Here is a 15,648-nt window from a genome sequence, read left to right as displayed (position 1 = left end):
AATCTTACTGAAACATTCACCCTAGACAAATCAAATCGTGCGTATCACCAGCAATGGCGCGCTTTTCAGCTAATTCTCATGGGTGATTATTTTGGTGTGAATTGGAGGTTAGATGCTGCAAGAGGGTGCGCCTGGGTACGCTATCGGGTATTTTAAGTCGCGAAGTCATCACGATATTTGAACAGGACAACGTAATTGATGAAAAAACGTGCTTTTTTAGCAGTCGGTTTGCTGGCGATGGCGCTTTCTGGCTGCACCAGTGATTACGTAATAAGCACCAAAGCCGGGGATTCTATTCTCAGCCACGGCGAGCCGGACAAAGACCGCGACAGCGGCATGACCAGCTACATCGATTTAAACGGCGATTATCATTTGATGAACACCAACGATATCGCCGATATCAGCAAGAAATAAGTTTAGTGCATCAGCCACTCGGCACAGGCCTCATCCGTGACCAAGCCGTTGATCCATTTGCCATTTAGCGCGGCGCGAATGGCAAGATGCTTGGCACTTCCGCCAGCAAGGGCAATGACCGGTTTATCATCATGGGGCGTGGGGCCGACGCTGGTTAAACGGGCATTCAGTTCACTCTCAACGCGCTCCCCCTCCGGCCCCATAAAGTGGCCCAGCACTTCCGCCACGGCATTTTTCGCCATTAAACGCTCGACGTCCTGCTCGCTAATAAAGCCATCTTTGTGCAACGGACAGCCCGGCTCGATAGTCCCGATGCCAATAAAGGTCACATCGGCCTGACTGGCTTTTTCGCTCACGGTGCGATAAATCCGGTGATTGCACCAGACGGCGCGGTCATCTTCGCCATCGGCAAACAGCGGCGCGGGCAGAATAAAATAGCGCCCCTGTGTTTTCTGCGCCATCAGCAACGGCACGTCGTAGCGGGTACAGGAACCGTCCGAGGCAATGGCGCCAATCAGCGACACGCTGCTGTGCTGCGGGCGTTCTACATCGGCCAGTTCGTCGATGGCGGCCTTCAGGCTGCGCCCCGAGCCGACGCCGATAATCATCGGCTGTTCCTGTTTGATATACTGCATCATCACCTCCGCGCCAGCGACGGCAATGGCGTGGCTGATGCCTGCATCGCTCATTCCCTGCCCCGGCACCACTTGGCAAACCCCCAGACCAAAACGTTTTTTCAGCTGTGCGGCTAACTCCATGCAGCGCCCCACTGAGTGGGAAATATGTACGCTGACCAGCCCGTTATCCAGCGCGCTGGCTACCAGACGCTGGGCCACCTGGCGAGAAACGCCCAGCGAGTCGGCGATTTCATTCTGCGTCTGCCCCGCCACGTAGTACATCCACGCCGCCCGCGCAGCCAGATCCAGCTTCTTGTCACTCTTATTCATGCGTACTTCCCGACTCGCTAATTTCACTTCCACCATGTTATCGCCATTTACACCCCGCCGTGACAGCAAAATTCTCCCAAGATCGGAAAGTGTGAGCTTAAGCCCACTTGTAGGGCAAATGTTCTATTAAGCTACTTTTATTCGAGCAAAAGCCCAATAAAAGAGCTTAAGCCCAAAAATCCGAAGACTAACCCGAGTGGAGATCCTATGAACACCTCACTGACCCCAACCCCCTCCGTCTGGCTGCATATCGGCAGCGGCTCATTCCACCGTGCGCATCAGGCATGGTATCTGCACCGTTTGCTGGTAGAAGGCCATAGAGAGTGGTCAATCGCGCTGGGCAATATTCGCCAAGACGGCGTGCCTCTGCTCGAGGCTCTGCAAGCCCAAAACGGCCAATATGTGCTGGAAACCGTGACCCCGCAGGGTGAGCGAGAATACGAAACCATCACCTCGATTCAAAAAATCATCCCGTGGGATAACGAGCTAGCAGCGCTGATTGCTCAGGGGGCCGATTCGCACACCAAAGTGATCTCCTTTACTGTGACCGAGGCTGGTTATTACCTCGATAACCAGTTCAATCTGGACCAAAGCAATGCCGACGTGCAGGCCGATCTCAACGGCGGCTGCCGCACCATTTACGGCGCCATCAGCCACATTCTGGCGCGACGCATCGCCAATGACGGCGGCCCAGTGACCTTGCTGAACTGCGACAACCTGCGCCACAACGGCGACCGATTCCACAGTGGTTTGTTGCAGTTTTTAACCCTGCGCCAGCAGCAGAGCACCCTCGACTGGGTGACGAAAAATACCCGCAGCCCGAACACCATGGTGGATCGCATCACCCCGCGCCCGTCGCCCGAAGTGGCCGTTCGCGTCGAGCAGGCCACCGGCATCAAAGACCGCGCGCCGGTAATGGGCGAAGCCTTTATCCAGTGGGTGGTTGAGGATGATTTCATTGCCGGACGCCCACCACTTGAGCAGGTTGGCGTCGAAATGGTCGAGTCCGTTCTGCCTTATGAAGAAGCCAAAATCCGGATCCTTAATGCAAGCCACAGCTGTATTGCGTGGGCCGGAACCCTGCTGGGGCAAAGCTTTATTGACGAAAGCACCCGCACCGAGGCTATTAGCCAGATGGCTTATGACTATGTGACCGAAGATGTGATCCCTTCTCTGACGCCAAGCCCGCTGGACCTTGAAGCCTACCGCGACGTGGTGCTGGAGCGCTTTAGTAACCCGTATATTCAGGACACCAATCAGCGCGTGGCCGCCGACGGCTTCTCGAAAATCCCCGGCTTTATCGCCCCAACGCTGCAAGAGTGCTATCAGCGCGGGCAGACGCCGCGCGCCACCGCCGCGCTTCCCGCCCTGTTCTTTGTCTATATGCAGCAATGGCATTTAGGTCGCCTGCCCTATGAGTATCAGGACGGCATTCTGGACGCAGCGGCGGTTCACGCCCTGTTCGACAGCGCCGATCCGCTGGCCCGCTTTGCCGCCGACGACAAGCTGTTTGGCAGCCTCGCCGGTAAAACTGAATTCGCGGATCTGCTGCGCCAGTCGGTATCGCGGGTTAACCAGTGGCTGACCGACGCCAAGCGCGCCTAGGGGGAAAGCGATGTATCTCGGACTGGATTTAGGCACGTCAGAAATCAAAGCCGTGGTGATTGATGCCGACGGCCACCTGCTGGCCAGCGCCGGTGAGCCGCTGGAAATCAGCCGCCCGCAGCCGCACTGGGCGGAGCAAAACCCCGACGATTGGTGGCAGGCAACCCAGCGCGCGGTGGGTCGTCTGCGGCAAAAAGTGCCACAGCAGTGGGCGGAGATCCGCGCCATCGGCCTGTCGGGCCAGATGCACGGCGCGGTGCTGCTCAGCCGCGACGGGCGGGTTTTGCGCCCGGCCATTTTGTGGAATGACACCCGCAGCGCGGCGCAGTGCGAGCAGCTGACTCAGGCGGCCCCCGAACTGCTTAAGGTGGCGGGGAATCTGGCCATGCCCGGCTTTACCGCGCCGAAGCTGCTGTGGGTCGCCCGCCACGAGGCGCAGATTTTCGAGCAAACCGCCTCCGTGCTGCTGCCGAAAGACTATCTGCGCTGGATGATGAGCGGCGAGAAGGTGTCGGAGATGTCAGACGCCGCTGGCACCCTGTGGCTGGATGTCGCCAGGCGCGACTGGTCAGACTCCCTGCTGGCGGCCTGTGGTTTGAGCCGCGATCAGATGCCGCGACTGGTGGAAGGCAGCGAAATCAGCGCCACGCTGAAAAACGATATTGCCCGCGCCTGGGGCCTGCGCGATAACGTGATCATTGCCGGCGGCGGTGGCGATAATGCCGCCAGCGCGGTGGGTATTGGCGCCGTCACGCCGGGTGACGCCTTTATTTCTCTCGGCACCTCTGGCGTGCTGTTTGCGGTAAATGACCGTTTCCGGCCCAACCCGCAATCGGCCCTGCACGCCTTCTGTCACGCCTTGCCCAACAGCTGGCACCAGATGAGCGTGATGCTGACCGCCGCCAGCGCGCTGCGCTGGTACTGCACGCTGATTGGCAGCAATGAAACCACCTTATTGGCGGAAATTACCCAGCTTAGCCCGGCCCAGCAGCGTCAGGCTCCGCTGTTTCTGCCCTACTTGTCCGGCGAAAGAACGCCGCACAACGACCCACAGGCCACCGGCGTTTTCCACGGCATGACCCACAGCACGGATCGCGCCACGCTGGGATATTCGGTGCTCGAAGGGGTAGCTTTCGGCATGGCCGACGGGCTGGCGGTGATGCAACAGGCAGGAACTCAGTTGCAACAATGCTCGCTGGTCGGCGGCGGTGCGCGCAGCGATCGCTGGGCGCAGTTGGTCAGTGACGCGCTGGACCTGCCGATTGTCACCCATTCCGGCGGGGAAGCCGGAGGCGCGCTGGGCGCGGCGCGTCTGGGCTGGCTGGCTGCCGGAGGAGATGTCGCCGAGGCGTGCCGCAAGCCGGAGATCGCCCGCCGCTTCCAGCCGCAGGCCGAAAACCGCGACATGCTGCGCGAGCGATTGCAGACCTACCGGCAGCTTTACCAGCAACAGGTCGCGCTGAGAACCGCCCAAAAATAACACCCCGAGGGCGCCTAAGCGCCCCATCTCTGCCCCTACTCACCAGCCGCTGCGGCGACGCAGCACAGGAGTTCGACATGCAAAAACACGCAACCCACTGGTTCGGTTTACCAAAGAACCTGCTCTGGGGCTACATCGCTATCGCCATTTTCATGAGCGGTGACGGCTTCGAAATGGCTTTTCTGTCTAAACACATCATCGACATGGGCTTCAGCGCCTCGCAATCCGCCGTGGTGTTCACGGTTTACGGACTGGCGGCGGCATTGGCGGCCTGGAGTTCCGGCGTGGTGGCGGAGATCATCACGCCGCAGAAAGCCATGCGCATCGGTTTCATCCTGTGGATAGTAATGCACACGCTGTTTATGCTGTTCGGGCTGGGTATGAAGAATTACCCGCTGATGCTGCTGTTCTACGGCATTCGCGGGCTGGCTTACCCGCTGTTTATCTACTCGTTCGTCATGTTGGTGGTGCAAACCGTGCCCAAGCAGAATCTTTCTTCCGCCATGGGCTGGTTCTGGGCCATGTACTCCATCGGCATTGGCTGCGTAGGGAGCTATCTGCCGAGCTTTACCATTCCGTTTATGGGCGAAACCGGCACGCTGTGGTTCGCTATTGCCTGGGTGACGGTGGGCGGAATTATGGCGATGACGCTGCTGCGAAAAGTCGGTAAACCCAGCAGTAAAGCCCATCTCAGCCCGAAAGAGAAACTCGGCGAACTCAGCCGCGCGGTGACCATTCTGTTCACCAATCGCAATATTTTCCTCTCCTGCCTGATTCGCATCATTAATACCATTTCGCTGTTTGGCTTCGCGGTGATCATGCCGATGCTGTTCGTCGGCCGCCTTGGGTTTAGCATGTCGGAGTGGCTACAGATCTGGGCGGTGTTCTTCTTCGTGACGATTTTTACGAACGTAATGTGGGGAATTTTAGGCGAGAAAATTGGCTGGCTGCGTCAGGTGCGATGGTTTGGCTGTATTGGCTGTGCAATCTCCAGCCTGGCCTTCTACTATCTGCCGGTCTATGCCGGGCATAATTTCTGGGTCGCGCTAGTCCCTGCCGTGATGTTAGGCATTACCGTCGCCGCCTTTGTGCCCATGACCGCCGTTTTCCCGGTGCTGGAGCCTAACCATAAAGGCGCGGCCATTTCGATTTATAACCTGTCTGCCGGGCTAAGTAACTTTGTGGCGCCCGCCATTGCTTCAATCATTCTGCCGTTCTTTGATATTGTCGGCGTGGTGTGGGTGTATACCGCACTCTACCTGATTGCTGCGGTGTTAACCCTGATGGTCAGAGTGGAACAGCCGGGGCATCCGTCCAAAGCGGCGAGCCGCGTGGTGCTGGACCCGAACCTACTACAGCGACCAACCCGTTAGGCGCAAAACGCCGAGCTCGTCGCGCAGCGGCATCTGTTGATGTCGCTTTTTTCATCCTTTCACTTCAACACATTTGCCCTCACCGCCTTCATGATCGCCTGCACCCGGTTCTTCGCCCCCAATTTCAACATGCAGTTATTAATGTGGAAAACCGCCGTTCTTTCCGAGATGGAGAGGATTCGGCTGATTTCCCAACTGGTCTTCCCTTCGGCCAGCCAGTGCAGGCACTCCTGCTCTCGGCTGGTTAACGAAGGTAAAACAATCCGCTCTTCATTAGACTTATTAAAGTGTTTTGCTGCACAATTATTAAACTCCTGTAGATAAATAGACATCATGCCAATAATACTTATCGAGTCCTTATTGGAAATAAAATAATCATCTTTTCGGACCACGCTTAGCACGCCAATATATTTCTCGTTCAAGGGTAATGATATTGAATAGCCATAACGAATGCCGTGTATTCTTGCGCAATTCAAAAATTGGTCATCTAAAGATAAGTCGATGCTTGTCCAAATATTAGGTGACTGGTAGTGCTGTGCTTTATTAATAATTGGGTCGATTTTGTTAAAGCCATACTCTATATATTGCCGCCTCCATTCCGCATTAAAACCCTCCAGTATAAAGAGGTCATCGAAGCCGGTAGTGGGCACGATGACATAGGCATAACTATCGAATTTTATTGAGTAAATCCACCTATCAAGTTTGATTTTTATTTGGTCATCGACCAGGTAATTGAGATCGGTAAACTTAGTATATACATCCTCACTTTTGATCATATTCTAACCACGCATAAGGTGAGCCGTGCTGTGATTATAGAAAGCTTAAGGGAACTGTCAATTATTCCACATTCAGGAACCTGCAATAACTGTCAGGTTTGATCACTTTTTTTCTTTATTATCTATAAGTCCATGAGCAATAAAGATTAAGTAAAATATCGCTAATTTGCATAAATATTAATTGAGTCCAAACTCATTCTCGAAGTCTGGAATATCTCAACGGGTTCTATAGCCGAATTTTTATTCGGTATAGAAACTTAATCTCTTAGCGAAATGTAAGGAATACTTATGTCAAATATCATTAAACCTGATGCTGCTACAGAAGAATCCTACCGCATCGATGGTTTTGATCCCGCTACTTCTACAGAGAAATACAGCTATACCTCTGCCCGCGTAGCTAAGCCGGTGTACAACAAGTACAACAACGCCGGTCGTCCTAAGGTATTTGGTTACTACACAGACTGGTCGCAGTATGACGGCCGTCTGCAAGGCAGCCAGCAACCCGCTGACCGGGGCCGTGGCGTTGACCTTGCATTGGTCGCACCGACGGCTTTCGACAAACTGATCATCGGTTTCGTTGGTATTCTCGGCGACCTGGGCGAGAAATCCACCGCGATCGCTAATGGCGCCGCGGCCTTCGGTCTGCATGACCAGGACGGCTCTGTCACTTTCCTTGACGTGTGGGGCGATACCCAGACTTTCGTTAACAACGGCTTTCCAAGCTACCTAGATGTCACCATGCCTGCCGATTTCCAGCAGGAGAAAGTTCAGGGTGTGCTCGGTGGTCTACGTGATCTGCAAAAACGCGCCAAAGCCGAAGGCCATGATCTGGTGCTCTCCTTCAGCGTCGGTGGCTGGACCATGAGTAATGGTTTCTACAACATGGCTCGCGATCCAATCCAGCGTGTACGCTTCACATCCAGCATTGTGGATATCTTTAAACGTTTCCCAATGTTCTCTGAAGTGGATATCGACTGGGAATACCCAGGTGCGCCGGGTAACAACAACCCATATGCTGAAGACGATAGCGTCTACTACGTGCATTTGATCAGAGAGTTACGCAACGCCTTCAATAATGCGGGTCTGCCGAATACCAAGATCAGTATCGCGTCATCCGCGGATCCGGCCATTCTGGCAAAATCGGACATTCCGGGCTTATTGGATGCAGGTCTTAACGGCATCAACCTGATGACTTATGACTTCTTCGGCACCCCTTGGGCTCCGGCGTTGAACCACCACACTAACCTGCACAAAACCGAAGCCACCACCTATGGCACCGACGCAGCCGTGGACTTCCTGATTGGTCTGGGTGTTCAGCAAAGCAATATCAATATCGGCTATGCCGGTTACACCCGTAACGCCCGCAATGCCTCTATCTCGCAACTTTCTCCACTGGTCGGCACCTATGAGCCGGGCGCGGCTACCACCACGGGGACTTTCGAGTCTGGTAGTACCGAATGGTATGACATCATCAACAACTACCTCGATTTAGAAGCGCAAAAAGGTAAAAACGGCTTTGACCTCTATACCGATGAAGTGGCTGATGCGGATTACCTGTATAGCTCAACGTCTAAGCTGTTCCTGTCCTTGGATACACCACGTTCAGTCAAAGCTAAAGCGGCTTATGCACGCAATAGAGGGCTGGGCGGCGTGTTTACCTGGACTGCCGATCAGGACAACGGTTTGCTGGTCAACGCAGCTCGCGAAGGTCTGGGCTCGCCGATTATCACGCAAAAAATTGATATGTCGCCGTTCTACTTCAAAGGCATCAACACCTCGCCAGATCCGGTTGACCGCGCCCCTGTCGCGCAAATCGAAGGGCCGAAAAGCCCGGTCTTACCAGCGACCGAGTTGACCTTTGATGGAACTCATTCCTTCGACCCAGAGGGTGATCCCATCACTTATCAGTGGAGCGTGCCAGCCGGTCTGGAATTCAGGGGTAGGCTGACAGACCCGATCATTTATGCAAAAGTTCCGCAAACGGGCTTCCAAAGCAGCTACACCGTTTCACTGACCGTGTCCGACGGCAGCAAAACCGGTACAAGCAGCTATACCTTCACCGTTGTTGGTGGAGCAAACCAGCCACCAGTGGCTTCTGTCTCTGGCAACCAGACCGTTAACAGTGGCGCTTCAGGTACTCTGAGCGGGACTAAATCGTCTGACCCAGAAGGCCAGCCATTAAGCTACTTCTGGACGCTACCGGCTAACGTCAAGGCGACTTCAGTAACCGGCAGCACGCTGAATTATATCGCACCATCGGTGCTGGCTGACGAGAAGTTGACCTTCAAACTGACCGTCACTGACGTGGGTGGGCTGACCAGCACGGCATCTTACGATGTCACTGTGAAACCCGCTTCCGCTTACCCACAATGGGATGCTAATGCTGTGTATAACCAAGGCGACCATGTGAGCTGGAAAGGCAGCAACTATGTGGCGAAATGGTGGACGCAGGGCACTGAGCCTGGCACTGAAGACTCGGCTGGTGGTGAACCATGGCTCAAGTTGGGTGCTAACCCAACTGACGGCCAGCCAAACAGCCCGTCTCGCAGAGCCTGCGCACCACGCGGCCGCAATCCGGGTAATAACAAGTAAGTAAGTCACACTCCATCTGGGGAACATTCTGTTCCCCAGTTTTTCCTGGTAAAAATGAGTCCCCGCTACGGCAGGCACTCCTCTTTAAATGATGAGAATTAACCATGAGCACAGCAGATATTATTCCGCTGGCGAGAACGATTATTCCTCTCAGCCACCAGACCCTTAATAAAGATATTCCACCCCCTTCTTTGTATGGCTGTATTTCTGGGGGAATGGAAAATCAAGAACTCTTATTATCGATGTTTGGTTTACGCCATCGCGTATTTAAACAACGACTCAAATGGGATGTATCGAGCATTGATGATTTAGAAATCGATCAGTTCGACAATGACCAAACCCAATATATTGTTACCACTGACATTAATAATAATGTTAAAGGCTGCGTCAGGCTATTGCCGACCACCAGCCCCTATATGCTCAGTGAAATCTTCCCCTACCTTTGGCAAAGCGAGCAGCCAATGCCAAGCTCTGACAGCGTCTGCGAGCTTTCCCGCTTCTCATTTGAAAAAAATGCCGACTCAAAAAGTTACGGCTTTTCGCAATCCGTTATTCGCTTATTACGCAATTTGGTGATGTACGCTCAGCACAATGATATTTCGCGTTATGTCTTTGTCACCACCACCGCCATTGAAAGAATGCTCTTGATTCAGGGTATTTCCATTAATCGGGTTGGCGAAGTTATTCGTATTGGCAAAACCGATACCACGGTTATTTTTATGAATATTAATACTAAAACTTATAATGCACTATTTAATAAAACTCTGTGATCCCATTTTTAAAATAGACCTAATACCATATGCGAGGAATTTATTATGCCTAATTCATATACCCCCTATATTGATGTCACGATTAATGCACAATGGAGCGACTGGCAAAATTATCCGCAGGGCCGCCCAAATCCAATCTATTACGAGCGGGCGCTAAGATGGAAAATTGATGGATTGATTTTTGGTTTTATCACACTGAATCCCGAAACCAATACGCCATGCTGGGCAGCCAGTTCTGCCATGCCTTTAGACTGGGCGCTCCCTCTCGCGCAAGAGCTAAACAGCGCGGGGCTGTCGGTTATCATTTCATTTGGCGGGGCTTCTAACTCTGATATCTCAACCCATTTCTCCATTACTGAACTCGAAGAGATCTATATCACCACCATTGAACTCTACGAAGCCAAAGGGCTGGACTTTGATTTGGAAAATGGCCTGTTCGATGCCGTAAAGATCTGTGCTGCACTGAAGAATGTCGCCAGCCGCAAACCCGACGTGGCAATCAGTTTCACCCTCCCAACCATGCCTACGGGTTTGAATCCAAGTGGCGTCGCGATTCTCAAACTGGCGAAAGATGCCGGTTTTGAATTCAGCGTAAACGGTATGGCAATGGACTATGGCGATCCCGATAATGACCCTTCGACCCAAACTGACATGGGTAAGGCAGCGGTCGACGCGGCCCTGAGCATCAGTGCGCAGATTGCCCCGCTTTATCCCGATCTCACTGAAAAAGAACGATTAAGCAAGGTAGCAATCACGCCGATGATTGGACTTAACGATGATGCCAGTATGTTCAAGCTCGACGATGTCAATACGCTAACTCGCTTTGCCAAACTCACTCCACTGAGCTTTATTGGTATCTGGTCATTTAACCGAGATAACCCATCGAGCTATACCTATGTCGATCTCGAAACCAGCAGTAACCCGGAACAGAGGGTTTCAGGTGAATATTCGCAACTGTTTGTTTCCGGGCTGAAAGTGGCTACACCGCCGACTAATAATAGTAAGCCCTATGGTCGCGCTTATTATCAATTGCACCCGGCAACAAAAAACCGCCGTTGCGAATGACCTGACTGATATTCGCTGTGTTTAACGGATAAAAAAGCCGGGCATCAAAGCCCGGCTTTTCTTGCTAACGACTCAAGCGATTAGAGACCGTTTTCAGCAATATCCATCGCGAAGTAGGTCAGGATGATATCGGCACCGGCGCGTTTAATGGCACCTAAGCTTTCACGCACCACGGCGCGCTCGTCAATGGCACCGGCCTGCGCAGCGAATTTGATCATCGCGTATTCACCACTGACCTGATACGCCGCCAAAGGTAAGCGCGATGCTTCGCGGATATCGCGGATCACGTCGAGGTAAGCACCGGCAGGTTTCACCATCAGCGCATCAGCGCCCTCTTGCTCATCCATCAGCGATTCGCGCACGGCTTCGCGGCGGTTCATTGGGTTCATCTGGTACTGCTTGCGGTTGCCTTTCAACACGCTGCCGCCCGCCTCGCGGAATGGCCCATAAAGAGAAGAAGCAAACTTAGTGGAGTACGCCATGATGGAGGTGTCGATAAAACCCGCTTCGTCCAGTGCGCTGCGGATGGCTTGTACTTGGCCGTCCTGAGCCGCAGAAGGCGCGATGAAATCAGCCCCGGCGGCGGCGGCCACCACGGCCTGCTTGCCGAGGTTTTTCAGCGTAGCGTCGTTGTCGACGCCGTGGTCATGCAGCACGCCGCAGTGGCCGTGGGAGGTGTATTCACAGAAACAGGTGTCGGACATCACGATCATTTCCGGCACGGTGTCTTTACAAATACGCGCCATGCGCGCCACCAGACCGTTTTCATTCCAGGTATCGCTGCCGGTGGCATCCATATGTTTGGAGATACCAAAGGTCATCACCGAGCGAATACCGGCGCGGGCATAGCGTTCAATTTCAAACGCCAGGCGGGATTCAGGGATACGCATCACACCAGGCATGGCTTCGATCGGCACGTATTCAGATGTCTCTTCCTCTACGAAAATCGGCAGTACCAAGTCATTCACGCTAAATTCGGTTTCCTGAAAAAGAGCGCGCATGGAATCGGACTGTCTCAGGCGGCGAAGGCGTGAGTTTGGGAACTGGTTAGACATGAAAACTCCTAAGAAATTAACCTGTTGCGTTTTGAATGTAGTTCGCATACCAAGTCTGACGAGGGAACTCGTCGAAAGCGAGAGCGCTATTTTATAACAACTTTTAAGGAAAGGATTAACTTTACGTGAGGGGATGTTAAGAAAACCTTGCGGCGGCGATCGGCGCATTGCCATAGACAGTCTGAACGCGGCGGTAGCTCACCCGCCGCGTTCAACATAGCCAGTAAAATAGCGTTAAACCTGCACGAAATGGCCTTTCGACACTTCATTATATTGGCGAATCGGTGGCACATAGCCGTTGTCGCGCACCGGGCTTTTCAACTCTTCCACCTGCATATGGCGCTTCAGGCCGCGTCGCGCCGGGTCTGGCACCGGGACGGAAGCCATCAGCTTGCGGGTATAGGCGTGCTGAGGATTGTCGAAGATGGCGGCGCGCGGGCCGATTTCCACAATTTCCCCCAGATACATCACCGCCACCCGATGGCTGACCCGCTCCACCACCGCCATGTCGTGGGAAATAAACAGATATGAAAGGTTCATGCTCTCCTGCAAATCGAGCAGTAAATTCACCACCTGCGCCTTGACCGACACGTCCAGCGCCGAGACAGATTCGTCGGCGACAATCACTTTCGGGTCGAGGGTCAGCGCGCGAGCGATGCAAATACGCTGGCGCTGGCCGCCGGAAAACTCATGCGGGAAGCGGCGCATCATGTCCGGCGACAGCCCCACTTTGTGCAGCAGCGCGGCGGCCTTCTCTTTGGCGTCGGCGCGGTTATGCAGCTTATGTTGCAGCATCGGCTCGATGAGGGCGTCGCCGATACGCATGCGCGGGTTGAGGCTGGCGAACGGGTCCTGAAAAATCATCTGAATGCGCTGGCGCATTTGCAGGATCTGGCGCTTATCAATGTTCATCACGTCAAAGCCGTCGAAGTCGATTTCGCCGCTGTGCGGGGTCATCAGACGAGTGACGGCGCGGCCGGTGGTGGATTTCCCACAGCCCGACTCCCCCACCAGCGACAGGGTTTCCCCTTGCAACAGGTCAAAACTGATGTTTTCTACCGCGTGAACCGCCCCCACCTGTCGGCTCAACAAACCACCGTAGACCGGGAATCGCGCGCTGAGATTCTTCACCGACAAGACCGGCTTCTGCCCGCTGTCTGGCGTATTGGCGACTTCTAGCGGCTGGGTCGAGGCGCCCGTTTGCAGATCGATTTGCGGGAAACGCAGCGGCCAAGGCCGCCCCTGCATTGAGCCAAGCTTCGGCACCGCCGCCAGCAGGGCGCGGGTATAAGGATGCTGCGGACGATGGAACATCTCGGCGGTTTCGCCACTTTCTACGCACTCGCCGCGATACATTACCAGCGTGCGGTCAGCGATTTCCGCCACTACGCCCATATCATGGGTGATGAACAGCACCGCCATCCCCTCCTCTTCCTGCAAGGTTTTAATCAGGTCGAGGATCTGCCCTTGGATGGTGACATCCAGCGCGGTAGTGGGCTCATCGGCAATCAGCAGTTTGGGTTTTAACGCCAGCGCCATGGCAATCATGACCCGTTGGCGCATACCGCCGGAAAACTGGTGTGGATACTCATCAAACCGCGCCTGCGCATTAGGAATACGCACCTTCTCCAGCAGGCGCAGCGTCTCGGCCCGCGCCTGTTTCGACGACATCCCGCGATGGCGTTTCAGGCTTTCGGCAATCTGCCTGCCGATGCTAAACGTCGGATTGAGCGAGGTCATCGGCTCCTGAAAAATCATCGCCATTTCGTTGCCGCGAATGTCGCGCATCGCCTTGTCCGACAGCCCCAGCAGGCTGCGCTGATTGAGGTTAACCACCCCTTCAATCTTGCTCGACTGGGCTTTCAGCAAGCGCATCACCGACAGCGAAGTGACGCTTTTGCCCGAGCCGGATTCGCCCACAATCGCCAGCGTCTCCCCCGGATAGACCTCAAACGACAGGTCGCGCACCACCGGCAGCCAATCATCTTCGCCACGAAACGAGGTGGTGAGATTTTTGACTTCCAGCACCGGCAGGCGTGGCGCGGCGGCTTGTTGCGGGGTAGTGGCGTTCATGTTCTTTCTCCGGCAAGGGCAAACGGGTTAAGCCAACAATTAGCGGCTGCGGGCTGAAAGCAAGGTTTCTGGCGTGTAGGTAAAGTCTTTGTCGAACGGGAAGGTGTCGCGCACTTTGCGCAGGCGCGGCAGGCGCTCGACAAACTGATCGACCACGCCGTTGGACAGCGCCATCAGGTTTGGGCTGGCGATCGGCGCCAGTTCCGGCGACAGATAGCCCGATTTCACCACCACGATGTTGGCGCTGTGGGGGTCCAGCTCCAGCGCGGTGAAGTCGCTAATGTTGTGATAAGGGCGACGGCGCGCCGACACTACGATATCAATGCCGCCGGTGCGCAGCACCGCCTGACGGTCAGCCGGGGCCAGTGCGTCGAGCAGCAGAACCACCTCGAACTCGCCTTTTACCTGTGGGCTGGAGTGGTCCAGCGACGCCCCGAGGGTCAGGCTGAGGCGCGAACCCACGCCTGCGTTGAATGCGGCTTCGGTAGCCGGTAAATCAGCAATACCGGCAACAATCACGCCGTCGGCATATTGGGCAATCAGCTCGGCCAGCACGTCGGCACGGTCACCCACGCCGCCGCCGGTCGGGTTATCGCCGGAGTCGGCAAGCACCACTGGGCGCGTCGGGCTGGCAATCGCCTTGGTCACGCAGGCTTTCACCGTGTCAGTTTCACAGCCGAAGACGAAATCTTCGCGTGCGTCCCAGTAAGCCTGCGCCAGCTTTTTGGCTTCGCGCTCCAGCACGGCTTGGTCAGTGCCGGTCATGATCACCGCCGCGGTGGCGCGTGGCTCGTCAGCCCAGACATAGCCGACCATCAGCGAGCTGTCCCAGATGCCGTCAATCTCATCAATACCCGGCAGGCGGGCATACAGGCTTTTCGCTGGCTCATCTTCGGTGCTGGTGCGTTCACCCGGCAACACCACGGGCACGGGTGCCCACAGCAGGGTCGGCTTGACGCCGGTTTGCAGGGTTTTAATCAGCATGGCGACCGAACGGCGCATGGTTTCTTCCGTATCAATATGCGGCGCGGTGCGATAGGTGGAGAACATATCAATCGCATCAATGATTTTCTGCGACACATTGCCGTGCAGGTCGTAGCTAACGCTGATCGGGCAGTCGTCGCCCACCGCCTCGCGGGCCGCGGCGATCCAGTCCCCTTCGGCATCTTCCATTCCTTCGACATACATCGCACCGTGCATCGGCAGGTAGAGGCCGTCAAAAGGCTTTTGCGCCTCCAAACCACTCAAAAATTCTGCTTTGAATTTTTCATAGGTTGCGCGGGACACCGGGCCACCGGCAATAGCGCGGGCGTGAATGGTTGGCAAGAAGGTGGCCGGGTAATCCTGCAAGAACTTGAAGTAAGGCGCGGCGAGCAGCGCCCCGTCGCGGGTAATGCGGAAGTCTTTCTCTTCGTTGAGCACCGGGTTGTAAGTGCTGCATTCGATATGGATACCGCCGACTGCTATACGCATGGTGTTTAACCTCAGAATTCAGAGT

12 protein-coding genes are annotated in these 15,648 nt (G+C 54.9%); 7 read left to right on the top strand and 5 right to left on the bottom strand.

Annotated elements, in window-relative coordinates:
- Positions 1-198: 198 nt before the first annotated feature.
- On the top strand, positions 199-414 hold the full coding sequence (locus ACT3RR_RS03040) for a YgdI/YgdR family lipoprotein (RefSeq protein ID WP_353501615.1): 216 nt from the start codon (positions 199-201) through the stop codon (positions 412-414).
- Positions 415-416: 2 nt separating this feature from the next.
- Here the strand turns inward: ACT3RR_RS03040 and ACT3RR_RS03035 are convergent, their stop codons facing one another.
- The gene (locus tag ACT3RR_RS03035) at positions 417-1,361 is read right to left on the bottom strand and encodes a sugar-binding transcriptional regulator (protein ID WP_496199706.1); all 945 of its coding nucleotides are present in this window, start codon (positions 1,359-1,361) and stop codon (positions 417-419) included.
- A 207-nt stretch (positions 1,362-1,568) separates the two neighbouring features.
- Between ACT3RR_RS03035 and dalD the strand changes: the two genes are divergently transcribed.
- The 3 genes from dalD to ACT3RR_RS03020 all read left to right on the top strand — a co-directional run bounded on the left by dalD (position 1,569) and on the right by ACT3RR_RS03020 (position 5,819).
- The gene (gene dalD, locus ACT3RR_RS03030) at positions 1,569-2,966 is read left to right on the top strand and encodes a D-arabinitol 4-dehydrogenase (RefSeq protein WP_353501613.1); all 1,398 of its coding nucleotides are present in this window, start codon (positions 1,569-1,571) and stop codon (positions 2,964-2,966) included.
- Positions 2,967-2,976: 10 nt separating this feature from the next.
- Positions 2,977-4,446 carry a xylulokinase gene (gene xylB, locus ACT3RR_RS03025; protein ID WP_496199705.1) on the top strand — a complete coding sequence of 490 codons (1,470 nt, stop codon included), beginning with the start codon at positions 2,977-2,979 and terminating at the stop codon, positions 4,444-4,446.
- A gap of 77 nt (positions 4,447-4,523) precedes the next feature.
- Positions 4,524-5,819, top strand: coding sequence for an MFS transporter (locus tag ACT3RR_RS03020; RefSeq protein WP_353501611.1), 1,296 nt, complete (start codon positions 4,524-4,526; stop codon positions 5,817-5,819).
- Between the two features lie 59 nt (positions 5,820-5,878).
- On the opposite strand, the gene ACT3RR_RS03015 is transcribed toward ACT3RR_RS03020, so the two are convergent.
- Positions 5,879-6,595, bottom strand: a complete 717-nt coding sequence (locus ACT3RR_RS03015) for a helix-turn-helix transcriptional regulator (protein ID WP_353501610.1) — start codon at positions 6,593-6,595, stop codon at positions 5,879-5,881.
- 288 nt (positions 6,596-6,883) lie between these two features.
- Between ACT3RR_RS03015 and ACT3RR_RS03010 the strand changes: the two genes are divergently transcribed.
- From ACT3RR_RS03010 to ACT3RR_RS03000, 3 genes are all read left to right on the top strand, one after another.
- Entirely contained in the window at positions 6,884-9,187 is a 2,304-nt protein-coding gene (locus tag ACT3RR_RS03010; protein WP_353501609.1) for a glycosyl hydrolase family 18 protein, read from the top strand.
- 104 nt (positions 9,188-9,291) lie between these two features.
- Positions 9,292-9,957, top strand: a complete 666-nt coding sequence (locus tag ACT3RR_RS03005; protein ID WP_353501608.1) for an acyl-homoserine-lactone synthase — start codon at positions 9,292-9,294, stop codon at positions 9,955-9,957.
- A gap of 45 nt (positions 9,958-10,002) precedes the next feature.
- Entirely contained in the window at positions 10,003-11,022 is a 1,020-nt protein-coding gene (locus tag ACT3RR_RS03000) for a glycoside hydrolase family 18 protein (protein WP_353501607.1), read from the top strand.
- 80 nt (positions 11,023-11,102) lie between these two features.
- Here ACT3RR_RS03000 and hemB read toward each other — a convergent pair whose 3' ends face one another.
- From hemB to ACT3RR_RS02985, 3 genes are all read right to left on the bottom strand, one after another.
- Positions 11,103-12,077, bottom strand: coding sequence for a porphobilinogen synthase (hemB, locus tag ACT3RR_RS02995; protein ID WP_034789371.1), 975 nt, complete (start codon positions 12,075-12,077; stop codon positions 11,103-11,105).
- A gap of 234 nt (positions 12,078-12,311) precedes the next feature.
- Positions 12,312-14,150, bottom strand: a complete 1,839-nt coding sequence (locus ACT3RR_RS02990) for an ABC transporter ATP-binding protein (protein ID WP_496199704.1) — start codon at positions 14,148-14,150, stop codon at positions 12,312-12,314.
- A 39-nt stretch (positions 14,151-14,189) separates the two neighbouring features.
- On the bottom strand, positions 14,190-15,623 hold the full coding sequence (locus ACT3RR_RS02985) for a M81 family metallopeptidase (RefSeq protein WP_496199703.1): 1,434 nt from the start codon (positions 15,621-15,623) through the stop codon (positions 14,190-14,192).
- Positions 15,624-15,648 lie beyond the last annotated feature (25 nt).

The organism is Ewingella sp. AOP8-B2-18 (assembly GCF_052376015.1).
GTDB classification, from domain to species: Bacteria; Pseudomonadota; Gammaproteobacteria; order Enterobacterales; family Enterobacteriaceae; genus Ewingella; species Ewingella allii.
This window is presented reverse-complemented; position numbering and strand designations above follow the sequence as displayed.